Genomic DNA, 23,716 nt, shown 5'->3' with positions numbered 1-23,716 from the left:
TGGGCCGGCAGGCGCCATTGGGGTGCGCAGTGGCACGTGATTCGTTACCTGTCGCGGTAATCGATGGTCTTTACTCGAAAGATGCTGCAACTTGGTGAGTCGAGGCGAGCGCGGGGCAGGTAATGCACCGCAAGGGTGCGAAGGGCTGGCGTAGCAATCCACCCTGGATGTCTCGGCCGGAGGAACGAGGAAGGTAGTGTGAAGGGAGACAGAGGCGACGGGAACGGAGGCCAGGATGGCGGATAAAAAAAGGAAGCAAAAGAATAGCGGTGAAGGGGAAGGCAAGTGGTCGGGCGAGGTGACCCGCAAGAGCCACGCGCTGGACCTGGAGGAGGGAGTATTCACCCTGGATGACCCGGTCGAGATCGCAAAGTCGCTGAAGCGCTCCGCCGATGCCAGCAAGCAGCGCAAGTCCGACCCCTATCGCTCCGCAATGTCCATGCTCACTTTCTACATCAACCGTGCCGGCAGCAACCTGCCCGACGATCGCCGGCAGGTGCTGGAACAGGCCAAGGGGGAATTGCGGCGGCTTTTTGGCAAGGAGTGAGCGGCGCCAGTGGGCCGATGTCCCTAGCTGGGAGGCTTTACTGAACAAGCGAGGTCTTCATGCTGTGCAAGAGTCATCCGGGATGATCAGGTTTTTATTCTTGCGCTCCTGCCGGGGTCCCTTCACGGGCAGGCAAAAACCTCAGGATTACAAGTCCCGCCACTGCAGAAAAGATCGATGCGAGGAATATTCCCAGCTTCGCGCTGTCAATGAGGCTCTCGCCGAAAGCCATATTGGCGATAAACAGCGCCATGGTAAATCCGATTCCGGCCAGGAAGCCGCCGCCAACGAGTAACTTCCAGGTGAGCTCTGGAGGCCGAGTCGCAATATGCAGGCGTATAGCCAGCCAGCTGAACAACAGGATACCAACGGGCTTGCCAAATACGAAACCCGAAAAAATTGCCACGGCGAGCAAGCCATCTATGTCTTTTAACGTCAGCGGCAACCCGGCGTTGGCAAATGCAAACAGGGGCATGATGACAAAGCCCACCCAGGGATGCAGCACGATTTCCAGCCGCTCAACCGGAGACAGCGTTTCCCGTGCGGCAGTTTCGGCCATTTGCAATGTGTGTCGGTCGCTTGTGGCCCCGCTGCTTTCCCTGGTGGCGGGATGCGCAATGACCTGACTTAAAATGGCGTACAATCGTTCGTCGCTCACCCATCGGCGTGCCGGAGTCATCAGGCCGAGCATCACACCAGTGATGGTGGCGTGGATCCCGGAGGCATCCACTGCAAACCAGATGAGCACTCCTATCAGTATGTAGAGCGTAAAGCCACGAAAGCCCAGCTTTGCCATGGCGCGTATAACCCCTACGCCAAGCCCGGCCAGCGCCAGCGGCCACCAGGCAATATCGCTGCTGTAACCGATGGCGACGACGAGAATGGCACCGACATCGTCAACGATCGCCACAGACAGCATAAACACGCGCAAGCTTTGCGGTATGCGCGAACCAAGCAGCGCCAGGCAACCGATAACAAATGCCGTATCGGTTGCCATAACAATGCCCCATCCATGCGCGCCGGATTGTCCTGACTGCAGGGCCAGAAATATCGCAGCGGGGACACCCATGCCACCCAGGGCGGCAGCTATGGATAGCGCTGCGGTCCGCGGCTTGTTCAATTCACCAAGAATCAACTCTCGTTTGAGCTCCAGTGCGACAAGAAAGAAAAACAGCGTCATCAGGCCATCGTTGATCCATTCCCGCAGCGAACGTGTCAATTCCAGTGGGCCAATGTGAAGGCCTATGGATGTTTCCCAGAAGTGCTCGAACGCCGCGGCCCAGGGTGAGTTGGATAGCACCATGGCGGCAACAGTGAAAACCAGAAGGACAGTCCCTCCAGCGGACTCAATATGGAGGAAGCGCACAAAGGGTCTCGCCAGCCGATCAATAGACTGCCGGGGTAATCGGGTGTTTGGAGGACTTCCTTGCTTCTCGGTATTCATAAAAAGACTTTTTTCCCGACAAACGCTTATCTTGCAAACACCTGCGCGCGAGTGCCCGGCTTGGCTTTGTGGTCTTTGTTGCTGTTACTGCACGCACTACTTCCGGGTTTCGTTCTTCTGGAAGTGCCACCAGCCATGGCCAACATGGGGAGCAGCGAGCGGGTCACCCGATTCTAGTCCAGGCGAATCCAGGGATTCGGGTATTGTGATCAATCCCGCCGCCAGTAGCCTTCCCTATGATCGGTGGCAGGTACTGGAACAGGCCGGGGACGAGCTGCGGCGGGTATTTGGCTGGGGGCGAGCAAGAGGGGAATGCTGTCAACTACGTCGGGCTGTACCAGGAGATAACCCGGGTATGGTCTCCATCCCCGAGCAGCTGCAGCGCCCGGCTGGCTACGACACAGGGATAGTCCGGGTTCAATGGCTTGAATCCACTGCCCATCCACCCCAGTCGGAGCTCCCGGGGAGTGTCCTTGAGGTAGCCGATGGCCGTAAGGTGATCTTGCTCCGTCGGAAGATACCCTTTTTCCAGCAGCCCCTTACCGTCATAAGTTCCAATAACGGTGAACACGGGACAGCTGCCGATGAAACGATCCCTTGCAAGCCCTTCTCTCCGGGCCAGGGGTTCCACTACCAGCAGGTACTGGTTGTCTCCGTACACGGCAAATTGCAGCATCTTTACTGGCGTTGAAGATCCCCCTGCATGTGCCGAACAGGTGAGCGTTGTTGCCAGTAAAAAAACAAAAAATCTCAAAACTGTCTCCAGCCCTAAAAGCCAGGCAGCAAGTCGAGCTGCTGGCTGTTACGTATTAGATTTCGCCCGATGGCGTCCACCTGCCGTTCTCGCGTACGAACAGTGTCTTGGATAACAGGTGATCACCACCTGGCCATACGCGCTCAATGATTTCCCGTAACTCACTGATGGATTCCGAATCATTTCGGTCGCAAACAGCGAGTACATCTCTCGCCGGGATAGCGGCAACGTAACCATTCGGGCAGAAGGACTCCAGGCCTATATCCCATAATTCAGGAATCAGGAGCAACGATGCCTCAAGGTTGCCGTTGCCGCTAAATATAAGGGTTTCGTTGTGTTTGCTGACTTCAATCTCATTTTCCCTGATGTTATCGAGATTGTTGATGCCTATTTCGAAAAGTTGGGCGGGTGAAATGTTTTGCCGTTCTAAATCGCGGTTTTGCACCAGTGTATAGTTGTCGCCATTATCAATCAGGAAGAATATTGATATGTCTTCCGAAAATGGCAGGCAAAAGGGTTGGTCGTCGTCGGGGATATCGACAATCAATGGCCCCTCACCTGGTATTATTTGTTTGAAATAAGCTATCGCTTTCTTGATATCCATCTCTCTTCCTGGAACTCATCTCATTAGAGGTGTAAGCCGGTTTTTGAGCACCCTGACGTTTTCCGCGATTAAAATTCCAGCAGCCAGTACACTCAAATGACCGAAGAGCGTCAAGCGTCTTTCCCTCTTTAAGCCTGCCAATCGATCACGTACCGCATTGGGCGGCCTCTCCGGCTGCCGAGACATGCCTGAGCGTAATGCTGCGATCATATTGGTCCAGGTGGCCATAGTCCCCGATGAATCCGAAAGATGCCCGGGCCCTGATATCAACCCGCTGCATCGTACATGGCATGGTTGAAAGGCTGCACTCCGGCTGCGCATTGAGGACGCGCTGTGCCTTGTCCCATCCCGGTGCATCAAAGCTTTCAGTCTCAAGCCAATAGCGTGTTTCCTCTCCACAGGGAACGAAAAACATGGCCTCGGGGCCAAAGTAGACGGTGCCCTGAAACTGGCCCTTGCAGCCTGGCAGGACCAAAAGGAGTGACAAAATGCTCAGCGTTCTCAAGTCGTTTATCCGTTATCGGCGCGCGGCATTGGAAATAGTGAAGGCGGGAGGTCAGCTCATATGAGAGGGGAACCTTCCTGCAGGTGAGCAACTGCAAATTGTGTTTCGATTAGCCCTTTTCCATTAGTTATACGGCCCCGGGTTAACTGTATCTCTACGAGCGGTCAGCGGGACCCCGGATGGCCGACCGGTCGTGCCGGGCGATTGTTCACTCGCAGGGCGTTCTGTATGCTTATCCAGTATCCGGCCGCTACGCTACAGGGCGCAATACCTCACGCCCTGTCGAGCCTGCGTCATCGGAATACCACCATAATCCTCCGCAAATAACCAGCAGCAGATAATGGCCACCCCCGTCGAACTGGCACCGGATTATTATTTGACCAATTTCCGCGCTCTCGTGGACTTTGTGGTCGAGCGCTATCGGCCGCTGTTATCCGAGGGTGAACGCCAGTTTTATGTCACGTTCCGGGCGCTGGAGGCGAACAGCCAGCGCCTCTATGTACGACTGCTGTCGCGCAAAGGGGTGCCGTCATCGGCGGGGGCGCTGTTCCGCGAGCACAAGCTGGCCTACGCGGAAATCGACCAGCTCCCCGCGGCGGCGGAGGCGCTGTGTGAGGCCGGCCTGCTGCGGCGGAACCCCGAGCTACTGCTGGAAGAAATACTGCCCCTGTTCACCAAGGCCGAGTTGCAGGCCTGCAGCCCCGTCTCCCTGCCCAGGTCAATGAAGCGCGAAGCGCTGGAGCAGGCCCTGCTGGAGCGGAGCGAGGACGAGCAGGAATCGCTGCGCAGGACGCTGCTGGGGAATGATTCCCTGCTGGCCGTGCAGGCGGCGGAGCACTTCGACACCTTCAAACTGTGCTTCTTCGGCAACCTGCGTCAGGACCTGACCGACTATGTACTGCGTGACCTGGGCCTCTACCGCTACGAGAAGTACCCGCTGGAGCGGGAACACCTGCCGTTCCAGAACCGCGCGCAGATCGACCGGCACCTGCGCTATTACCGCTGCCTGGAGCAGCTGGATGGCGCACTCGAGGCCGGTGCCGACGAGATAACGGCGCTGGCCCAACAGCTGCCGGAAGCCGGCGAGGGCGACGCCACCCTGCACCGGCGGGTCGACCGGCTGCGCCTGGCGCTGGCGCGCCAGCTGGAGCGACTGGAGGCCCTGGACGCGGCCGACCAGCTCTACAGGCACTGTACCCGCCCACCGGCGCGGGAACGCCGGGCGCGGATTGCCGCCAAGCGGGGCGATATCGAGGCCGCGCTGGCCATCTGCCGCGAGATACTGGCGGAGCCGCACAATGAGGCCGAGCAGGTGTTCGCGGAAAGCTTTGGCTTCCGCACCGCCAAAAAGGCGGGACAGCCAGAGGGGTGGGAGCCCCCATCCCGGCCCCGGCCGCCTACCGAAACCGTGGCGCTGCCCCGGTTGCCAGAGCGGGTCGAGCTGCTGGCGGCGGCCCACCTGCAGGAGGAGCCCGACGTATCGCCCGCCCAGTGCTTCTATGTGGAGAACAGCCTGTTCAAGGGGGTGCTGGGGCTCTACACCTGGGACATCCTGTTCGCGCCGGTGCCCGGGGCCTTCTTCAATCCCTTCCAGGTTGCCCCCAGCGATTTCCGCAGTCCCGACTTTTTCCCGCAGCGCCGGGCTGCGTTCGAGCAGCGCCTGGCCGAACTCGACCGCGGCAGCCTGGCCGGGCGCGTGTGGCAGCACTACCGGGAGAAGAACGGCATCGCCAACCCGCTGGTGGCCTGGGAGGCCCTGCCGGAAGACCTGCTGGAACTGGCACTGGAACGCATCCCGCCCGAACACTGGCGACAGCTGTTCCGTCGCATGCTGGGTGACATAAGCCATCATCGCAATGGCCTGCCGGACCTGGTCCTCTTCCCGGCCCGGCGCGGTTACGAGCTGGTGGAAGTGAAGGGGCCCGGCGACCGGCTGCAGCAGAACCAGTTGCGCTGGCTGGCGTTCTTCGCCCGCCACCGGATTCCCCACCGGGTCCTGCATGTGGAGTGGCAGCCTTGAGCGGGCAGGAAACAGCCTTGAGCGAGCATGTTGAAGTGCGGGAGGGAGACTCCCAGGCGCTGGACCCGCAGGCAGCCGGTCCAGGTGAAGACACTCTCCAGTTGTCGGTGCGCCACTTGGTGGCATTTGCCTGTCGCCGCGGCGACCTGGTGGGTAATGCCGTAGGCCCCACGGCCCAGGAGGGCATCCGGGCGCACCAGAAGCTGCAGAAGAAGCGCCCGTCGGGCAGCGAGGCGGAATACCGCCTGCAGGCACACTTGTGCTGCGACGGGCAGGCGGTGGTTCTCACCGGCCGCGTCGATATCTTTCACCCTGCCGTGGACCTGCACCGGCCGGTACAGCTGGATGAGATCAAGACCACCTACTGCCCGCCCGAGCAGCTGCGCGAGGGCCAGCGGCAGCTGCACTGGGCCCAGCTCAAGGTCTACGGTTTCTGTTATTTCCTGCAGCGTCAGGCTGAAACGGGTGAGAGCCCCGGCCCCGACGACCGGGTGGCCCTGCAGATGCTGTGGCACAACCTGAAAGAGAAGAAAACCCATACGGAATTGCGCGAGTTCAGCTGGCCGGAGCTGGAGGCTTTCGCCCGCGCGGCCCTGGATGAATATATCCAGTGGCACCGGCTCTGGCAGCACCACCGGCAGCAGGTGCATGCATCGGCCCGCGCACTGGCCTTTCCGTTTCCCGAATACCGCACCGGCCAGCGACAGCTGGCGGTAGCCGCCTACCGCTGCCTGCGCGACGGCGGCGAGCTGGTGGTGGAGGCGCCCACCGGTATCGGCAAAACGGTCAGCACCCTGTTCCCGGCCGTCAAGGCGCTGGGGGAGAACGAGGTGGACCAGCTGGTGTACCTCACCGCGAAGAACTCCGGTCGCCAGGTGGTGCGGGAGACGGCGGCGCGCCTGCACGGGGGCGGGCTGCAAATGTCCCTGCTGGAGATCCAGGCGCGCGACCGCACTTGTGCCTGCCGCCTGGGCCTGTGCAGCAGGGACGAGGACGGTATCTGCCCGCGCACGCGGGGCTTCTTCGACCGCCTGCCCGAGGCGCGCCGCGAGCTGCTGGGCCAGCCGCTGCTGACGCCGGAGGTAGTGGCAGAGGTGGCGGACCGGTGGCAGCTGTGCCCGTTCGAGCTGTCGCTGCAGATGCTGCCCTGGGCCGACCTGGTGGTATGCGATTTCAATTACGTGTTCGATCCCCTGGTTCGCCTGACCGTATTCCAGGAGCAGGACGAGCGGCGGGCCCTGCTGGTGGACGAGGCCCACAACCTGGGCGACCGCGCGCGCGGGATGTTCAGTGCCGTCCTTACCCGCAGCGAAAGTCGCCGCGCCGCGGCGGCCTGCAGGAGATCACATCCGGGATTGTACCGGCGCATCCAGTCTCTGGTGCGTGCACTGGACAAGTGGGTGACGCAGCGACGCGAGGAGGCGGCCGGGCCGGACTCCGAGGTGTGGGTGACGGCCCTGGATGAGGCGGAACACAGGCCCAAGGCCGTCACCCGCGCGGCCGACAAGGTGGTGGCGGAGGTCAGCCTGCTGGCCGAGCAGGCCCAGGCGCCGCCGGAGGAAATCGCTGAGTGGCTAAAGGAAGTTTACCGCTACCTCTGCATCGAGCAGCTGCTTTCGGATCGGCACACCTGCCTGACGCGGGTTGCGAAGCGGGGCGCACGCTGGGAGGAGCAAGAGCTGAAGCTGCTGTGCCTGAATGCCGGTGCTTACCTGCAGGAGTGTTACCGGCAATTTCACGCGGTAATTGCCTTTTCCGCCACACTGCGGCCGCGCGCCTATGTCGGCCACCAGCTGGGCCTGCAACCGCACGCGCCCTACCTGGCGCTGCCCTCGCCATTCCGCTCCGGGCAGCTGGGGATATTCCTCTGCCCCTATGTGGATACCCGTTACCGGGCCCGGGAGCACGCTACCGATGCACTGGTGGATATGGTGGGGAGGGTGTACCGAAGCCGCCCGGGCAATTACCTGGTGTTTTTCCCCTCCTACCGCTTTATGCAGCAGGTGGCGGAGCGCTTCGCGGAGCGCTACCCACAAATCGGCCTGGTGATGCAGCAGGCCGGGGCGGGGGAGGGGGAGCGTGCCGCCTTCCTGGAGTACTTCACCGTGGGGCGCAGGAGCCTGGGATTCGCCATTATGGGCGGCGTGTTCGGGGAGGGCATCGACTATGTGGGAGAGCAGCTGGTGGGTACCATCGTCGTCGGTGTGGGGCTGCCCCAGGTGAGCGAGGAGCAGGAACTGCTGCGCCGGGCCAGTGAGGCGCAAGATGGGAATGCCGGCGGTGACGGCTTCGATACCGCCTACCGCTACCCGGGCCTGGTCCGTGTGCTGCAGACAGCCGGGCGGGTGATCCGCACCGAGTCCGACCGCGGCGTGGTGATCCTGGCCGACTACCGTTTTGCCGACCCCTTCTACCGAAACCTGTACCCGGAGCACTGGCAACCCCGGCTCTGCCGCAGGGCGGAAGAACTGTCCGACGGTCTCGGCAATTTCTGGGAGACGGTCGCCGGCGAGTGAGGCCGGCGGCGAAGTTTTTATTGCAATAGCTAATACGATAGCGAAACCAATGGTATTAGACCGCAAATTCTATCGCAGCGGCCCGGCCCGACAGGAAGGGCAGCCGGTCACCTTCACCGATGTGAGGCGACGGTTCGGCTTCAGTTCCATCACTATCGGCCGCTGGGTAACACAGCAGGAGCGCGACCGCGCCGCCGGCCTCTTCTACGACGCCCTCGCCGACCTGATGGCGATACTGCAGGGCCCGGAAAGCCTGGTTTCCCTGCGAGGCAGCCTGTCATTCCAATACGGCAAGGGCGGGCGCCGCGGCATCTCGGCCCATTACCATCCGGCCTCCAGGACCTTCTCGCTGGCCAAGAATGCCGGCCCCGGCTCCATCGCCCACGAGTGGTTCCACGCCCTGGACCACTACCTGGCCGACAAGGCCTTCAGCGATGCGCGCCCGGGCATGTTCGCCTCCGAGGCATGGCTGCGCGACGCCACCCCGGTGCCCCATACGCTGAACGATTATCTGTTTGCCTGCTTCCGGGCGGTCATGCTGGACGAGGACGGCGAGAACCCCAGTGAACTGTTCCGCGTGTCCGCCAGAATGGACCGGGCGAACGGTTGTGTCTACTACAGCGAACCGGCGGAGCTATGCGCCCGCGCCTTCGAGGCCTTCGTGCAGGATGCGTCGATCAGCAACAATTTCCTGGTGGCCGGCACCAAGGCTACGGAGGAGGCACGGGTGGGGCTCTATCCCACCGGCCGCCATCGGCAGCAGATCAATGCAGCGTTCAGGGACTACTTTTCTGTTCTTGGTGCGGCGTTGTGGAAGAATACGGGAGCCGGTGGTTGAAAAAATCGATGCCCTGAGTAAGTGCGTGGGATTTAAACCTTTAAGAGCACTCAGAATTCTGTCGATGGTTCTGGCATGAGGTATACCTCGGTGATTGGTTTTGGATCGAGGGGCAGCGCTATTTAAGCAGAGATATACCGGCTTTAACCCCCACCTGATAACTGTGCCCCTCAGGTTTTTGAGGCCTGATTGGCGCGATCAGCGTATTTGTCCACGACTTTACCAGTTGTAGCCCAGGCCAGGACTCCTCCCCACGCTATTAAGGAGAACCCTGCTGGAATGCAGGCGAGCAGTATCAATTTAAAATGCTTGCGGTTGAAGAAGAACGCGAGCACTGCGGGCAGAAACCACAACAGGACAACAACGGCAAAAGCCATCGCTATCGCGCCGTAGTTATCACCTGCAAACAGATTGTTCATTAAATCCACCTATTTTTCCTCGCTGATAAATAGTACGCCCGGTAAGGGGTGCTGGGATGGAGGGCAAAATTGCACCAGTCGCGCTTTCGCGACGTTTGCAGGCCCTGATGCCGTGCGTGCTTACCAGTACGCTCTTTTATCAATGTATGCCACCAACTTGGAGTTGGTATATGCGAAGAAAAAAGCGAGTGGTGCCGTAATTGCCATGGGCTTAACTAGAAGCCAGGAAAGTGCACCAAGCGCCAGTAAGAGATATTCTATCGCAACCATGTGAGAGCGCTTTCTAACACCAAGTAAAAACAGCCTTATGTACCATGGCTCAGACTTCCATTCTCCGCTTTTTTTATCAATCACTACAATTTCCTCTGTCAGTTTCGTAAGTTCTACTTCAAAAACAGAGGCGAGGGACTTGAGAGTCTCCAGACTGGCCTTATTGCCAGCTTCAACTCTTTGAATGGTTCTCAGGCTTACACCAGCCAGTACTGCTAGCTGCTCCTGGGACCAGTTGTGCTTTTCTCTTAGCTTCTTGACAATCATTCCAGTTCCTCACCTCCGTTCGAGGAAACAATCAGGTATTTAAGCTGCTGTCGGTGACGTCATGTGGCCGCCACCACTACGACACGATCATTTTTTAAACATATGGCGCGCAGCAGCGGCAGCTTCTGCTGTGCGGTTGGTGGGCTTCTGCTGTCCATTGGGAAGAGGGGGCGCCGGCCGGGGGAAGACCGGCAATAGGACCGGCGATTGCCGCCGGTCCCGCACGCAGGTGTGTCAGAGACGCTGCTGGGACTGCACCCAGGTGCCGTCGGGCTGGCGGCAGGCGGAGCCGTTGGTGACTACCGGCTCGCCGGAACCCATGACCTCGGCGGTGAACGGGCGGCAGTAGCGGTCGCCGCGCTGCTGTACCGGGCCGGGGGTGACCGCGTAGCGCTCGTGGCCCTGTTCGCTGTCCCAGGTGATGCGCTGGCCTTCCGGCGCGAATTCAAGCGCCTGGGCCACGCAGGCCTGGTTGCGCTGGTCCATGCGCTCGCCGATCTTGCCGCCCACCAGCACGCCGGCGATGGCGCCGCCGATGGTGGCGGCGGTATTGCCGCGGCCGTCGCCGATCTGGTGGCCGATCACGCCGCCGATGATGCCGCCCAGCACCCGGCCCACCTTCTCGCTGTTACAGCGGGTGGAAGTGCGACGCGGCTGGGGACGCCATTCCGGGCGGTACTCGGGCTCGGGCGCGCGCTGGTCGAACCAGGGCGGCAGCACCACCACATCCACACGGCGGTGCTCGTGGTCGTCGTAATAGCGGTCGCCGCGGCACTTGCGCTCTTCCTCGTAGTCGCCATTGCGCTTCCACTTGCGCTCCACCTTGCAGTTGCCGTCCCAGTATTCTTCCTTGGCGGCGTAGTGCTCGTGTTTGTGCTTGTGCTTTTTCCAGCCGCGGCCCTCGGGTGGCTCGGCGAATACGGCGGCGGACAGGCTTCCGCACAGCAGCAGGGAGGTCAGTAGCGCCAGCTTCTTCATGGGCACCTCGTTAGGGGTTGATCTGGTTATCGGTATTTCCCGTCATCATGCGCGCGCGGCCATGCGGACGGATGGCACCGGTGGTATGGCGTCGATTTTACCAATTGGTTCCATCGTAAAGGAGCGCCGGGGGCCGGGGATGCGACCGGGATCACCCTTTTAAGTGACACCCGGTAAGGGAAGCCGCGGCAGGCGAGCCGCCTGCCGCGGGGTGGGGGGAGGTCAGGGAGCGCGGCAGGCCAGGCAGCGCGCGTAGAGCGCCCGCGGATCGCGGAAGCTGCGCAGTTCGGCCAGCGGCTCCAGGGCCGGCTGCAGGCTGGCGAGCCATGCGCCGAGCGGAAGGTTCGCTTCCAGGCCCGCGGTGACTCGGGCATCGATATTGTCGGACAGGGCGCTTACCAGCCATTCGCCGGGGGTAAGCGGGCGCTTGATCTCCACCACCTCGTATTGCTCCAGCTTCGCCAGCTGGGCGGCGGAGGCGATGGCGTCGTTCAGGTAGCCCAGCTCGTCCACCAGCCCGAGTTGCTGTGCGGCGCGGCCGGTCCAGACCTGGCCCTGGGCGATCTTGTGGACCTCCTCGGTGGTGGTTTCCCGGGCCTCGGCGACGATACGCAGGAAGCGTTCGTAGGTGTTGTCGACACCTTGCTGGAGGATGCGGGCGGCGTTGTCGGGCAGCGGGCGGTCGAGGCGCATGGCGCCGGCCAGCTCGGTGGTGCCCACCCCGTCGTTGTAGATGCCCAGCGACTCCAGGGATTCCTCGAAAGTGGGGAAGGCGCCGAACACGCCGATAGACCCGGTAATGGTGGAGGGGGCGGCCCAGATCCGGTCCGCGCCGACTGCGATCCAGTAGCCCCCGGAGGCGGCCACGCTGCCCATGGACAGCACCACCGGGATGCCCGCCTCGCGGGTGGCCAGCAGCTCCTGGCGGATGGCCTCCGAGGCAAATGCCGAGCCGCCCCCGCTGTCGATGCGCAGCACCAGCGCCTTGACGTCTTTCTCGCGGGCCTGGCGAATCAGCTTGCCCAGGGTGGCGCTGCCGATCTGGCCTGCGGGAGCCTCGCCGTCGACGATGGCTCCGGTGGCGGCGACCAGCGCAATCTTGTTCCCGGTCGGCTTGGGCACATGGGTAAGTTTCTGGTTGCGCAGGTACTTGAGGGCGTCGATGCCCCTGTAGCCGATGTCGTCCTCCCCGGCGCCGATGGTTTCCTTCAGCTTGTCCACCGCGACGCGGCGGCCCGCCAGCTCGTCGACCAGCTGCTGGTCGAGGGCGGCCTCGGCCCAGCTGCCGGAGTGGGCCTCGAGGCGCTGGGGCAGCTCATTGATAAAGCCATCGAGTGCTTCCGGCGGCAGGTTGCGCAGCCCGGTCACCTGCTCGGTGTACTCGGTCCACAGCTCGTTGAGCCAGCGCTGGTTGTTGTCCCGGGATGCCGGCGACATGTCGTCGCGGGTGAAGGGTTCCACGAAATCCTTGTAATCGCCAACGCGGAACACGTGGAAGTTGACCTTGAGCTTGTCCAGTGCACTTTTGAAATAATTGCGGTAATTGCCGAAGCCGGTCAGCAGCACCGAGCCCATGGGGTTCAGGTAGATGACATCTGCATGGCTGGCGAGGAAATACTGGGCCTGGGTGTAGTTTTCCCCCACGGCGTAGACCGGCTTGTCCGCGGCCTTGAAGCGCTGCAGCGCTGCACCCACTTCCTCCAGCTTGCTGAGGCTGGCACCCATCATGTAGTCGAGTTCCAGCACCACGGAAGATATGCGCTTGTCCTTGGCGGCGTAATCGATTGCGTCCACCAGGTCTTTCACCCGTGTCTCCACGCGTCCCGGCGGGCCGCCCAGGAGTTCGGGCAGGCTCCGCGGCGGCGTTACTTCATCCACCAGGAAGCCGGTGGGCGCCACGCGCAGGGCGGCGCCCTGCGGAATGGTGAGCTGTTCATCCTTGCCGAAGATGACAAGCCCCAGAAACAACAGCACCAGCAGGAACAGCAGGTTGGTGAACACGCGGCGCAGCCAGGTGATGGCGGCGCCGATTCCGCCGAAGAAGCGGCGGATGAATCCTTTTCGATGGGTTGATTCGGTCAAACCTCTTATCTCCTTGATAGGTGGCGCACCCTAAAGCATACGCTGCCAGCGACTGGCCATCATGGCCGAGAAGAACAGGGTAAGGCTAAGGACCAGCAGTACGCCATCCTGCCAGCCGCGCGCGGGCATCATTACGTCGACTATGCTGGCGCAGATGTAAATGAGCAGGATAAAGCAGAGCCACAGGTAGCTGCGGTAGCGCTGTTTCAGCATCCCCGGCAGCACCAGCAGCAGGGGTACCGTCTGCAACAGCCACAGGACCAGCGAACCGCCTTCCAGAAACAGGTTCCAGATGGCGAACAACAGCAGCAGGCCGGCGTAGCAGGCCCAGTTCAGGCGCCGGGCAAATGCCAGTTTGCGGGCAATGGTAGCGCTCATCGGTCGCTGCCTCCCAGCTTCTTCACCAGCTCTGCCAGCCGGGTGCCCTGGGCACGGCAGAGGGCGGTTTCGTCTTCGGTCAGCTGCGCATCTTCGGTGCCGCCGGCCCAGTGGGAGGCGCCGTAGGGGGTGCCGCCGCTGGTGGTGCGCATGAGGCGGGGCTCGGAATAGGGGATCCCGGCGATCAGCATGCCGTGGTGGAGCAGGGGCAATATCATCGACAGCAACGTGGTCTCCTGGCCGCCGTGAATACTGCCGGTGGAGGTGAACACCCCGGCAGGCTTGCCCGCCAGGCTGCCGTCGAGCCACATATCGCCGGTCTGGTCGAGGAAGTAGCGCAGCGGTGCCGCCATATTGCCAAAGCGCGTGGGACTGCCCATCAGCAGCCCGGCGCACTCGCGCAAGTCCTCCGGGCGGCAGTAGGGCGCGCCTTCATCGGGCACCGGCGGGGCGCTGGCCTCGGTATCGGGCGACACCGGAGGCACGGTGCGCAGCCGCGCGGGAACCCCGCCGGCCTCGACGCCGCGCGCGATTTCCGCGGCCATTTTTGCCGTGGAGCCGGTGCGGCTGTAATAAAGCACCAGGATGTAATTCTCGGTATCGCCGGACATCAGAGCAGCTCCAGCACGTTTTCCGGTGGGCGACCGAGTACGGCGCGCTCGCCTTTGACCACAATGGGGCGCTGGATCAGTTTCGGGTGCTCGGCCATGGCGCGAATCAGGTCGTCCTCGGCCAGGTCCCTGTCCTTGAGGCCCAGTTCCTTGTAGGCGTCTTCACCGGTGCGCAGCAGCTCGCGCGCGTCGATGCCCAGTTTTTTGAGCAGCTCGCGCAGGGTGGCGGCGTCGGGCGGCGTCTCCAGGTAGAGCACAACCTCCGGCTCGACGCCTTTGTCCTGCAACAGCTGCAGGGTCTGGCGAGATTTTGAACAGCGGGGGTTATGGTAAATCGTCCACATGACAAGGGTATCCTGTTATGGTTTGGCGTATTCTATCAGGCACAGTCTTAACACGAAAAAAAACTATATAGCCGCCGGTGCGGAGGTATTCACCGGCAGGTCAGAGATACGGAACTCCCCATGACCGAACAGGTACATCGCTGGCGTCGCTTCCTGGTTTCCCTGTGGACGCTGTTCAACGAGAAAAACTGCCGCCAGAACGCCGCGGCGCTCACCTACATGACCCTGTTCGCGATCGTGCCGCTGGTCACTGTCAGCTACGCCATGCTGTCGCTGTTCCCCGATTTTGCCGGCCTGCAGGACAAGCTGCAGGAGCAGATCTTCGAGCATTTCGTGCCTGCGAGCGGTCGCGAGGTGCAGGAATATGTCCGCAGCTTCTCGTCACAGGCACAGCGGCTGACCGGCGCCGGGGTGGCCATCCTGATGGTTACGGCCGGGTTCATGCTGCGCAATATCGAGGAGACCTTCAACAGTATCTGGGATATCCCCAGCGGCCGCAGTGGCGTATCCAGTTTCCTGCTGTACTGGGCGATCCTCAGCCTGGGCCCCATTTTGCTCGGCGCTGGCGTGGCCATGTCCACGTACCTGATATCGCAGAAGCTCTTCCTGCCGGAGGGCGGCACCATGGGCCTGGTGCCTGTGGTGCTGGGGGTCCTGCCGCTGCTGCTGACGGCAGCGGCATTCACGCTGCTGTTTGTGGCCGTTCCCAACTGTCGCGTACCGCTGCGCTACGGGATCGTCGGGGGCCTGGTCACGGCCTTTGCCTTTGAAACGGCAAAAAACCTGTTCGGTATCATGGTGGCACGCAGCTCGGTCCAGGCAATCTACGGCGCCTTTGCATTCGTACCCCTGTTCCTGATGTGGGTGTATCTCACCTGGATGATCGTCCTGGCCGGCTGTGTGCTGGTGCGCATGCTGTCGGCTTACGATGCCGCCGCCCAGGGGCGCAGGTATTCGGATGTGGTGGCAACTGTGGTTTTGCTGTGGGAGGCCTTCCGGAAATACCAGCAGGGGATGCCGCTGCGGGACCGGGATATTTCCCGCGCGGGCATTACGCCGGCCCAGTGGCGCCGGATCCGCGAGGTGTTGCAGCGCCACAAGGTGTTTACCCTGACCGATCGCAACGACTATGTGCTGCAGCGCGACCTTTATTCCATCAAGCTGTCGCAGCTCGCCAGCTGGCTGAACCCCGCTCCGCTGTCGTCCGCAAGCCAGGCGGCGCTGCAGGGACAGCCGTGGTTCTCTGAGCTGGAAAGAAGATTCAATGCGGTACGGGACTTCACTGCCGACCAACTGGATCTCACCGTCGGCGAGCTGTTTCGCGATGCCGCCAGCGACGGTGACGAGGGTGACAAGGGCGGCAAGAGCCGCAGCCGGCGCGGCAAGGGCTCCACTACCACCAGGAAAAGCAAAAGCAAGCAGGGGAGTGACAAGAGTGCGACCGAGAGCAGTAAGTCGAAAGATGATGACAAGGGGATGGGTAGCCTTTCTTTTCTGGGCCGTCGTAATAAGCGGGTGTGACCGCGGCAGCGCGGGGCTTGCCACCCTGGACGGCGGCAGTATCGATACCACGGGCAAGATCCTGCTGGTGAATTACTGGGCCGAGTGGTGCAAGCCCTGTCGCGAGGAAATCCCCGAACTCAATCGTTTTGATCGCGAGCATGAAAATGTGTTGGTGTTGGGGGTCAACTACGACGCCCCCGCGCCCGAGCGCTCCCGCGCCCAGGCGCAGGAGCTGGGCATCGAGTTCCCGGTGCTGGCCAGCGACCCCTCCGCGACCTGGGGCCGGCAGCGCCCGGAGGTGCTGCCCACCACCCTGGTAATCGACAGTGACGGGCGCTGGGTGACGACCCTGGTGGGGCCCCAGACGGAGGAAGACCTGCAGCGCGCCGTGGCCAGCCTGTCTTCCGCAGGTGAAGCAGACTGAGACCGTGCCTGTTCCAGAAGTGATCTGCTTCTAAGGCTATAACGAAAGCAACTATATGTTGGCCCGGCGCGCTTGTTAGCATCCGGCGCGATTTTTCCTGGGCAGACAATTTAGGGGTGGCCATGGACCTGGGTTCCATTTTTTTCCTCGCGCTGTTTTTCGGCCTCATGTGGCCGCTCGGCCGCTGGCACCGCGGTCGCGAAAGCCTGGCGCCGGCGGTGTTTGCCGGCCTGCTACTGGGCCTGGCACTGGGCGGCCTGCTGCAGCTGGCGCGGGGCTGGGGCGTGGCCCGCAGCGAGGTGCTGCCCTGGGTGGCGCTGGTGGGCGATGGCTACGTCAACCTGTTGTATGTGCTGGTGATGCCGCTGGTGCTGGTGTCGATCCTGGCCGCAGTGGTGCGGGTCAGCGATACCCAGTCGCTGGGTCGGGTCAGCGCAGCAGTACTGGCGGTACTGCTGGGCACTACCGCGGTGGCGGCACTGGTCGGGGTATTTATGGCGCAGCTGTTCGGGCTGTCGGCGGAAGGCCTGGTGGAAGGCTCACGCGAGGCGGCGCGGGCAGAAGTCCTGAGCGAGCGCATGGGACAGGTAAGCGGGCTCAGTATCCCCGAGATCCTGGTCTCGTTCATCCCTGAGAATATCTTCGCCGACCTCTCGGGCAGCCGGGACACGTCGGTGATCGCGGTGGTGATTTTTGCCGTGCTGCTGGGGCTGGCGGCGCTGGGCGTGCGTCGCGAGAGTCCCGCCCAGGGGGCAAAAATAGAAGAGGCGGTCTCGCTGGCCCAGGTGTGGATCATGAAGCTGGTGCGGCTGGTAATGGCCTTCACCCCCTACGGGGTGATGGCGCTGGTCACCGAACTGATCGCCAGCTCCAGCTGGGCCGACATTCTCAGCCTGCTGGGCTTCGTGGTGGCTTCTTTCCTCGCCATCGGCCTGATGTTCCTGTTTCACGGATTGCTGCTGTTGCTGAATGGGATCAGCCCGCTGCACTATTTTGCCAAAGTGTGGCCGGTACTGGTCTTTGCCTTCAGTTCCCGCTCCAGTGCCGCCACCATTCCGCTGAACGTCGAGACCCAGATCGACGAGCTGGGCAATTCCCCTGCGATCGCCAACTTCTCCGCCTCCTTCGGCGCCACCATCGGCCAGAACGGCTGCGCCGGTATCTACCCGGCGATGCTGGCGGTGATGGTGGCAGTGCCGATGGGCATCGATGTGCTCGACCCGCTGTGGCTGGCCAGCCTGGTGGCGGTGGTGGTGATCAGCTCATTCGGCATTGCCGGCGTCGGCGGTGGTGCCACCTTCGCGGCGCTGGTGGTCCTGCCTACCATGGGGCTGCCGGTGACCATTGCAGCCCTGCTGATCTCTGTTGAGCCCCTGATCGATATGGCGCGCACCGCGCTGAACGTCAATGGCGCCATGACAGCCGGCACCCTGTCGCAGCGCTGGCTGGGAGACCGGCTGCCCCCGGCGGAAGAGGCGGTCACCGGCTGACCGGCCGGGGCCCGGGTGAATGTGGCGCCGGGCTGGTAGAATGAGCCCGGTTTGAGAAGAAAACCGAGTTTTTGGCCAGGCCATGCGATCCACTCCACTGATCATGATACCCGGCACCATGTGCGACGAGCGCCTGTGGCAGGCCCTCGAACCGCAGCTGGCGCCAGTCGAGCCGCGACACCTCGCTATCCCGCGCGGGGACAGCATTCAGGAGATGCTCGATGGCCTGGTAGGCGGATTGCCGCAAGGGCCGGTGAACCTGCTGGGCTTCTCCCTGGGTGGCTATCTGGCGGCGGCACTGGCGTGCGCGCACCCGGAGCGGGTGGCGCGCCTGTTCGTCTGTGCCAACACCCCCCGCGCCCTGCCCGAGGCGGAGCTGAGACAGCGCCGGCAGCTGCTGGACTGGGTGAGCCGCCACGGCTACAGCGGGATCAGCGACCGCAAGATTGCCGCCATGGTGGCGCCGGCCAACCGGGAGCGGGAGGATATTGCCGCCACCATGCGCGCCATGGATGCGGCGCAGGGGGAAGCTACGCTGGTGTCCCAGCTCGGGGCCACGAGTGAGCGGGCCGACCTGGCCCGCCCCCTGGCGGAGCTCGATATGCCGGTCACCTTCTGTTTCGGCCAGTACGACACCCTGGTGACCCGGGACTGGCTGGCGGCGCTGCAGCGCCGCCGACCGGACCTGCGGGTACGGGAACTTCCCGGTGCCGGGCACATGCTGCCCCTGGAGGCCCCGGCCGAGCTGGCCCGGGAAATCCTCGCCTGGCTGGACCGCGGGCCCGCCCTGGATACGGAGTGAATTGCCTGCGGGTTCAGCTTCGATTCAGTGACTCCCCCCTAAAGTGCTCCCATTGGTGATCAATGTGGGAGACGGATCATGAACTTGCACAAGAAATTCCTTTTTGTCGCGCTGGTCGCGGGGCTGGTGGGGTTCAGTACCACCGTGAGCGCGGGCGACCGGGGCTACTACGGTGACGCTGGCTATGATTACGCCCGGGTGACCGAAGTAATCCCTGTTTATAACGACATCCAGGTGGTCGAGCCGCGCACCCAGTGCTGGCAGCAGCAGGCGGTACGCCCCGGGCCCGGTTCAGCTGCCGGCACCCTGATCGGTGGCCTGATCGGCGCTGCCATCGGCAACAAGGCTGGGCACCACCGCCGCGGACGCAACGCCCGGACCCTGGCCGGGGCCGCCATCGGCGCGGGTATCGGCCATACCATCAGCAGCCGCAACAATGCCCGCTATGTGACCGAGGAGCGCTGCCAGGTGGTGGACGAATATGTTACCCGCCGGGAGCTGGTCGGGTACGATGTTCGCTATCGTTATAATGGCAGGGAATATATGACTCGCACCGACGGTCACCCCGGCGATAGAATCAGGGTTCGCGTGGATATCTCACCGGCGTGGTGAGGCTGCGGGTCCCCAGGCCGGATCCGGGGTCGCGCCTGCGAGCGGGAGAACCGCGACGCGCAGGGATGAATAACCGACCGCGAGTACAGAGTTAGTGCTGACAGGAGTAGCATCCGTGAAATCTTTTTGTGCCCTTTGCCGGAAAACGCAGCTTGTATTGGCACTGCTGATGGGCCTCGGCGCTGCGCCGCTGCAGGCCGCGGTGCACCTTGTGCCTGTGCCGCAGCCCGCCGCGGATTACCCCTTTGCTGCCATCCAGCACGCCCCGGTCCAGCGGGCCCAGCAGCGGGAGATCTCCCGCGAGCAGGCCGCGGCCCTGGTGAAGCGGCGCTATGGCGGCAAGATACTGGCGGTGTCGGAGACCACCCGCAAGGGTCGCCCGGCATACCGGGTAAAGGGGCTGTCGGATAAAAGCCAGGTTTATGTGGTCTACGTGGACAAGCAGAGTGGCCGCATCATGCGCTGAGCCGCCGCGGCAATAACCAGGATCCAGAGGGGGAGAGATGCGCGCACTGTTGGTGGAAGACGAGGAGCTGCTGCGCCAGCAGCTGGCAAACTCCCTGCGCGAGGCGGGCTACACCGTGGACGAGGCGCCGGACGGCGAGGAGGCCCTCTACTTCGGCCGCGAGTTTCCCTACGACGTGGCGGTGATGGACCTGGGCCTGCCGGGCGTGGACGGCATAGAGGTGATCGAGACCCTTCGCCGCGAAGACAAGCATTTCCCCATCCTGATCCTCACTGCCCGCGGCCACTGGCAGGAGCGGGTGAGGGGACTGGAGGCCGGGGGCGACGATTACCTGGTCAAGCCCTTCCATACCGAGGAGCTGCTTGCGCGCCTGAACGCACTGGTGCGCCGCTCCGCCGGCTTTTCCTCTCCCAGTATCAAGGCCGGCCCCATCGTGCTGGACACCTCGTCGCAGCGCGTGCGAGTGGCCGAAGCCGAGCTCGATCTCACTTCCTATGAATACAAGGTGCTGGAATACCTGATGCTGCACCCGGACGAGGTGGTCTCCAAGACCACACTGACCGAGCACATTTACGAACAGGATTGTGACCGTGACAGCAACGTGATCGAGGTCTTTATCGGCCGGTTGCGCAAGAAGCTGGAGGCGGCCGGGTCGCTCAAGCCGATCGAGACCCTGCGCGGCCGGGGTTACCGCTTCGTGGCCCCGGAATAACCGCTGCGGGCGGTCGCGCGAACAGTGTTTTCCTTCTGGTTCAACTCCCTCAAGGGGCGCCTGTTACTGGTCACCACGCTGGTGCTGGTGGCCTTCCTTGTGTTTATTTCCACGGTGCTGGAACACGCCTACCGCACCTCACTGGCGGAGGCAAAGAAGCGCGAGCTGCAGCTACACGTATATACCCTGCTGGCGGTGGCGGAGCCGGAGGGCGACAGCCTGCGACTTCCGCCGGCGTTGCCCGAACAGCGCTTCAACCAGCCGGATTCGGGCCTGGTGGGGGTGGTGGCGGACCAGCGTGGACGCATTATCTGGCGCTCGGAGTCCGCGCTGGCCATGGACCAGCTGCCCTCGCACCCGCTGCCACAGGGACGCGAGGTGTTTGCGCAGATGAACCTGGGCGACAGCGGTCTTTACAGTACCTTTCGCCAGGGGGTGGCCTGGGGCCTGGACAACGAGCAGCGCTACACCTTTATCGTGCTCGAGGATGCGACGCCGCTGCTGGCGCAGGTGGAGCAGTTTCGCTCCACCATGTGGCGCTGGCTGGGGCTGGGGGCGCTGCTGTTGATAGTGACCCAGTGGCTGGTGATGCGCTGGGGCCTGGCACCGCTGCGGTCGGTGGCGCGTGCGCTGCAGGAAATGCAACGCGGCGGCAGTGACCGGCTGCAGGGCAATTTCCCGCGTGAACTCAGGCCGCTTACCGACAACCTGAACCTGCTGATCGAGAACGAGCGCCGCCAGCGCGACAAGACCCGCAATACCCTCGCCGACCTGGCCCACAGCCTGAAGACACCGCTGGCTGTCCTGAAGGGACTGAATTTCTCCCGCGACCCGCGCGAGGCCTATACCAACCTGATCGAGCAGGTGCAGCGCATGGACAGCATTATCAGTTACCAGCTGCAGCGCGCCGTTGCCAGTTCGCCCAAGTCGATCCTGCGCGGGGTCGAGGTGAGACCCCTGCTGGACAAAATCCTCGGCGCACTGGAAAAGGTCTACCGGGACAAGCCGGCTGAAGTCACCGTCGACTGCGGGGAGAAGGCGCTGTTTTACGGCGACGAGGGCGACCTGATGGAGCTGCTGGGCAACCTGCTCGACAACGCCTACAAGTACGGGGATGGGAGGATCAGTGTACGCGTGGCCAATGGCGAGGACGGCCGCAGCCTGCACATCGCCGTGGCGGACAACGGACCGGGTATCAGTGAGGAGTACTGGCACAGGGTGACCCAGCGGGGGGTTCGCGCCGACCAGCAGCAGCAGGGGCAGGGAATCGGCCTGGCGGTGGTGGTCGACATCGTCGAGAGCTACAAGGGCGAGATCTCGGTGGCGGAATCCGACCTGGGCGGGGCGGAGATCCGCGTGGATCTCTGATTGCAGGGCTTAGGCGCCGCGCCTGCCTCTCAGTCCACTAGTCAGTCCACAATGTCACCGAGCGCTAGCCGGCCCGCTTCCGGGCCGGGAATGACCTGCGCCCACAGCTGTGCTGCCAGCTCTGCCGTATCCTTGCGGCGACCGTCGGCCAGCCAGCGGGTGATACTCTCCGCTACATCAGGCCACAGGATTCTGGTTCCGGCGGGCAACCTGTCCAGCCAGCCGCCAATGGTATCTGCATCAATCCGCTCTACTACTTTTGCCAGCTGCAGCTCCTCCAGCGCCCGGGCATTGGCTTCCTGCTCGAACTGGCCGGCCAGGGGCCTGGTCAGGATAGGCTTGCCCAGGGCCAGTGTCTCGGAGATCAGCTCGAAACCGCTGTTACAGATCACCGCCTTCGCGCTGGCGACATCCCGCTGGAACTCCTTGATCGCCGGCGCCTTCAGCTGGATATTCCCTGCCGCAGGCAGGTCGGTGGGAATGCCGTAGGCGATAAAGCGGTGGGGCAACTTGCCCAGCTCTTCCAGCAGTGGTTCGTGGTGCTCTACCGGCAGGTATACCAGGATATGTTCCCCGTTTTCCGCCCGGCCATGGGGCCGTGCAATGGGAGGCAATATGGGATGGCCGAAATGGTGCCAGTGCATGCCCAGGCTTTGCCCAGCAGGTGCGAATGCACGCATGATGCCACGCGCGATCCAGTTGAACCGCGGGGCCGGGATGGCGAAATTGAAGGCGTACTGGTGTCCGAGCCCCAGGCTGGGCACGCCACCGCGTTTCGCCGCCCAGGCGGTGACGGGTTCGAAGTCGCTGATCACCAGGTCGAAGTCCTGTACCGGCAGCTCTGCAATATCCCTCCACAGGCGGAGCGGGCGCAGTTGCCGGGCCGTCGCCAGCCGGTCGATCCGGCCCTTGCGGTTGACGAAGGTGAGGCCCTCGCGCCACCAGTAATCGCCGAAAGCCTCCATGCAGAACAGTTTTTCCCGCGGACGGCCGGAGAACAGCCATTGCACTTCCAGCGCCGGGTGCTTTTCCAGTGCCGCGGCCATGGCGCGGGCGCGTGAGATATGGCCGTTGCCGGTTCCCTGCACCCCGTAAAGAATTTTCACAACAAGGCCCTGCAAGTTAACAGGCCCACGCTGGTGCCAAGGGCGGCGCCGGCGCAGACATCAGTAGGGTAGTGCACGCCCAGGCCTACGCGCGATACCCCTACACCCGCGGCCCAGAAATAACCCAGCAGCCAGAGGGGGTTGAGCGATTGGGACAGCACCGTGACAAACAGGAAGGCGCCGGAGGTATGGCCGGACGGCAGGCTGAAGCGGTCGTGGGCCACGATCACCGGGCGCATGCCCGGAATGGCCTGGGGTGGGCGCAGCCTGCGGATGGAATTCTTTGTGCTCCAGTAAAGAGCTCTTTCCAGTGCGAAGGCGCCGCCGCAGAGATATAGGAACTGCAGCGCGGCCGCCGGGGCCTGTAACAAAGCCATCGCCAGCGGAGACAGCAGGTAGAGCCAGCCGTCCGCGGAGCGGGACAGCAACAGGTAATTCCTGCGACAGGCCGGCCGCGTCGCCCGGTCTGCCATGTGCAACACCAGGGAGACATCGATCGTTTTCAGGGTCACAGGTAAGCTTCGCATGCCGCCACGTTACGAAGGCAATATTGCGCGGAATTGACCGATTGATGTCAGGATCGTGAAACAGGCCTCGCCCTGTAAACCAGGGGAATAACAACGGGGGATAAGGCAGGGAGGACCCGGGGACACGCT

General features: G+C 62.9%; 24 protein-coding genes. 12 read left to right on the top strand and 12 right to left on the bottom strand.

What is annotated here, in order from left to right:
- Positions 1 to 235 precede the first annotated feature (235 nt).
- Positions 236 to 547: a DUF3175 domain-containing protein gene (locus BLT26_RS01700; protein ID WP_091507203.1), complete on the top strand. Its 312-nt coding sequence runs from the start codon at positions 236 to 238 to the stop codon at positions 545 to 547.
- Positions 548 to 641: 94 nt separating this feature from the next.
- On the opposite strand, the gene nhaA is transcribed toward BLT26_RS01700, so the two are convergent.
- The 3 genes from nhaA to BLT26_RS01685 all read right to left on the bottom strand — a co-directional run bounded on the left by nhaA (position 642) and on the right by BLT26_RS01685 (position 3,349).
- On the bottom strand, positions 642 to 1,991 hold the full coding sequence (gene nhaA, locus BLT26_RS01695; RefSeq protein WP_091507199.1) for a Na+/H+ antiporter NhaA: 1,350 nt from the start codon (positions 1,989 to 1,991) through the stop codon (positions 642 to 644).
- Positions 1,992 to 2,313: 322 nt separating this feature from the next.
- Positions 2,314 to 2,667, bottom strand: a complete 354-nt coding sequence (locus BLT26_RS01690) for a hypothetical protein (RefSeq protein ID WP_091507196.1) — start codon at positions 2,665 to 2,667, stop codon at positions 2,314 to 2,316.
- A gap of 133 nt (positions 2,668 to 2,800) precedes the next feature.
- The gene (locus BLT26_RS01685) at positions 2,801 to 3,349 is read right to left on the bottom strand and encodes a DUF1444 family protein (protein WP_091507191.1); all 549 of its coding nucleotides are present in this window, start codon (positions 3,347 to 3,349) and stop codon (positions 2,801 to 2,803) included.
- 845 nt (positions 3,350 to 4,194) lie between these two features.
- On the opposite strand from BLT26_RS01685, the gene BLT26_RS01675 reads away from it, so the two are divergent.
- From BLT26_RS01675 to BLT26_RS01665, 3 genes are read left to right on the top strand one after another with little or no spacing between them, the layout of a single operon-like run.
- Positions 4,195 to 5,874, top strand: coding sequence for a VRR-NUC domain-containing protein (locus BLT26_RS01675; protein WP_091507186.1), 1,680 nt, complete (start codon positions 4,195 to 4,197; stop codon positions 5,872 to 5,874).
- Positions 5,875 to 5,891: 17 nt separating this feature from the next.
- Positions 5,892 to 8,390, top strand: coding sequence for an ATP-dependent DNA helicase (locus tag BLT26_RS01670; RefSeq protein ID WP_245720545.1), 2,499 nt, complete (start codon positions 5,892 to 5,894; stop codon positions 8,388 to 8,390).
- 49 nt (positions 8,391 to 8,439) lie between these two features.
- Entirely contained in the window at positions 8,440 to 9,228 is a 789-nt protein-coding gene (locus tag BLT26_RS01665) for a CLCA_X family protein (RefSeq protein ID WP_091507183.1), read from the top strand.
- A 170-nt stretch (positions 9,229 to 9,398) separates the two neighbouring features.
- On the opposite strand, the gene BLT26_RS01660 is transcribed toward BLT26_RS01665, so the two are convergent.
- The 7 genes from BLT26_RS01660 to arsC all read right to left on the bottom strand — a co-directional run bounded on the left by BLT26_RS01660 (position 9,399) and on the right by arsC (position 14,577).
- On the bottom strand, positions 9,399 to 9,647 hold the full coding sequence (locus BLT26_RS01660) for a superinfection immunity protein (protein ID WP_091507180.1): 249 nt from the start codon (positions 9,645 to 9,647) through the stop codon (positions 9,399 to 9,401).
- A gap of 120 nt (positions 9,648 to 9,767) precedes the next feature.
- The gene (locus BLT26_RS01655; RefSeq protein ID WP_091507176.1) at positions 9,768 to 10,184 is read right to left on the bottom strand and encodes a helix-turn-helix domain-containing protein; all 417 of its coding nucleotides are present in this window, start codon (positions 10,182 to 10,184) and stop codon (positions 9,768 to 9,770) included.
- Positions 10,185 to 10,418: 234 nt separating this feature from the next.
- Positions 10,419 to 11,162: a glycine zipper 2TM domain-containing protein gene (locus BLT26_RS01650; RefSeq protein ID WP_091507171.1), complete on the bottom strand. Its 744-nt coding sequence runs from the start codon at positions 11,160 to 11,162 to the stop codon at positions 10,419 to 10,421.
- 222 nt (positions 11,163 to 11,384) lie between these two features.
- Positions 11,385 to 13,244 carry a signal peptide peptidase SppA gene (sppA, locus tag BLT26_RS01645; RefSeq protein WP_091507167.1) on the bottom strand — a complete coding sequence of 620 codons (1,860 nt, stop codon included), beginning with the start codon at positions 13,242 to 13,244 and terminating at the stop codon, positions 11,385 to 11,387.
- Positions 13,245 to 13,274: 30 nt separating this feature from the next.
- A complete protein-coding gene (locus BLT26_RS01640; protein ID WP_091507164.1) occupies positions 13,275 to 13,622 on the bottom strand; it encodes a DUF2069 domain-containing protein in 348 nt (115 codons plus the stop codon).
- On the bottom strand, positions 13,619 to 14,233 hold the full coding sequence (gene wrbA, locus BLT26_RS01635; RefSeq protein WP_091507160.1) for an NAD(P)H:quinone oxidoreductase: 615 nt from the start codon (positions 14,231 to 14,233) through the stop codon (positions 13,619 to 13,621). Before wrbA ends, BLT26_RS01640 begins: the two co-directional genes overlap by 4 nt.
- Entirely contained in the window at positions 14,233 to 14,577 is a 345-nt protein-coding gene (gene arsC, locus BLT26_RS01630) for an arsenate reductase (glutaredoxin) (protein WP_091507157.1), read from the bottom strand. The genes wrbA and arsC overlap by 1 nt, the downstream gene beginning before the upstream one ends.
- Positions 14,578 to 14,697: 120 nt before the next feature.
- Between arsC and BLT26_RS01625 the strand changes: the two genes are divergently transcribed.
- The 8 genes from BLT26_RS01625 to BLT26_RS01590 all read left to right on the top strand — a co-directional run bounded on the left by BLT26_RS01625 (position 14,698) and on the right by BLT26_RS01590 (position 21,954).
- Positions 14,698 to 16,098, top strand: a complete 1,401-nt coding sequence (locus tag BLT26_RS01625) for a YihY family inner membrane protein (protein WP_091507154.1) — start codon at positions 14,698 to 14,700, stop codon at positions 16,096 to 16,098.
- Entirely contained in the window at positions 16,040 to 16,504 is a 465-nt protein-coding gene (locus BLT26_RS01620; protein WP_091507150.1) for a TlpA family protein disulfide reductase, read from the top strand. Before BLT26_RS01625 ends, BLT26_RS01620 begins: the two co-directional genes overlap by 59 nt.
- A 122-nt stretch (positions 16,505 to 16,626) precedes the next feature.
- On the top strand, positions 16,627 to 17,994 hold the full coding sequence (locus BLT26_RS01615; protein WP_091507146.1) for an L-cystine transporter: 1,368 nt from the start codon (positions 16,627 to 16,629) through the stop codon (positions 17,992 to 17,994).
- An 82-nt stretch (positions 17,995 to 18,076) separates the two neighbouring features.
- Positions 18,077 to 18,796 (top strand): alpha/beta fold hydrolase, encoded by a 720-nt coding sequence (locus tag BLT26_RS01610; protein ID WP_091507143.1) that lies wholly within the window; start codon positions 18,077 to 18,079, stop codon positions 18,794 to 18,796.
- Between the two features lie 78 nt (positions 18,797 to 18,874).
- Entirely contained in the window at positions 18,875 to 19,408 is a 534-nt protein-coding gene (locus tag BLT26_RS01605) for a glycine zipper 2TM domain-containing protein (RefSeq protein ID WP_091507140.1), read from the top strand.
- Between the two features lie 115 nt (positions 19,409 to 19,523).
- Positions 19,524 to 19,874 (top strand): PepSY domain-containing protein, encoded by a 351-nt coding sequence (locus BLT26_RS01600; protein ID WP_139169349.1) that lies wholly within the window; start codon positions 19,524 to 19,526, stop codon positions 19,872 to 19,874.
- Between the two features lie 37 nt (positions 19,875 to 19,911).
- A complete protein-coding gene (locus BLT26_RS01595) occupies positions 19,912 to 20,586 on the top strand; it encodes a response regulator transcription factor (RefSeq protein ID WP_091507133.1) in 675 nt (224 codons plus the stop codon).
- A 24-nt stretch (positions 20,587 to 20,610) separates the two neighbouring features.
- Entirely contained in the window at positions 20,611 to 21,954 is a 1,344-nt protein-coding gene (locus tag BLT26_RS01590) for an ATP-binding protein (RefSeq protein WP_091507129.1), read from the top strand.
- Positions 21,955 to 21,995: 41 nt separating this feature from the next.
- Here the strand turns inward: BLT26_RS01590 and BLT26_RS01585 are convergent, their stop codons facing one another.
- Both BLT26_RS01585 and BLT26_RS01580 read right to left on the bottom strand, forming a co-directional pair.
- Complete coding sequence (locus BLT26_RS01585) at positions 21,996 to 23,060, bottom strand: MJ1255/VC2487 family glycosyltransferase (RefSeq protein WP_091507126.1); 1,065 nt, start codon at positions 23,058 to 23,060, stop codon at positions 21,996 to 21,998.
- Positions 23,057 to 23,587, bottom strand: a complete 531-nt coding sequence (locus tag BLT26_RS01580; RefSeq protein WP_091507123.1) for a phosphatase PAP2 family protein — start codon at positions 23,585 to 23,587, stop codon at positions 23,057 to 23,059. The genes BLT26_RS01585 and BLT26_RS01580 overlap by 4 nt, the downstream gene beginning before the upstream one ends.
- Positions 23,588 to 23,716 lie beyond the last annotated feature (129 nt).

The organism is Microbulbifer yueqingensis (assembly GCF_900100355.1).
In the GTDB taxonomy this organism is placed as follows: Bacteria; Pseudomonadota; Gammaproteobacteria; order Pseudomonadales; family Cellvibrionaceae; genus Microbulbifer; species Microbulbifer yueqingensis.
This window is presented reverse-complemented; position numbering and strand designations above follow the sequence as displayed.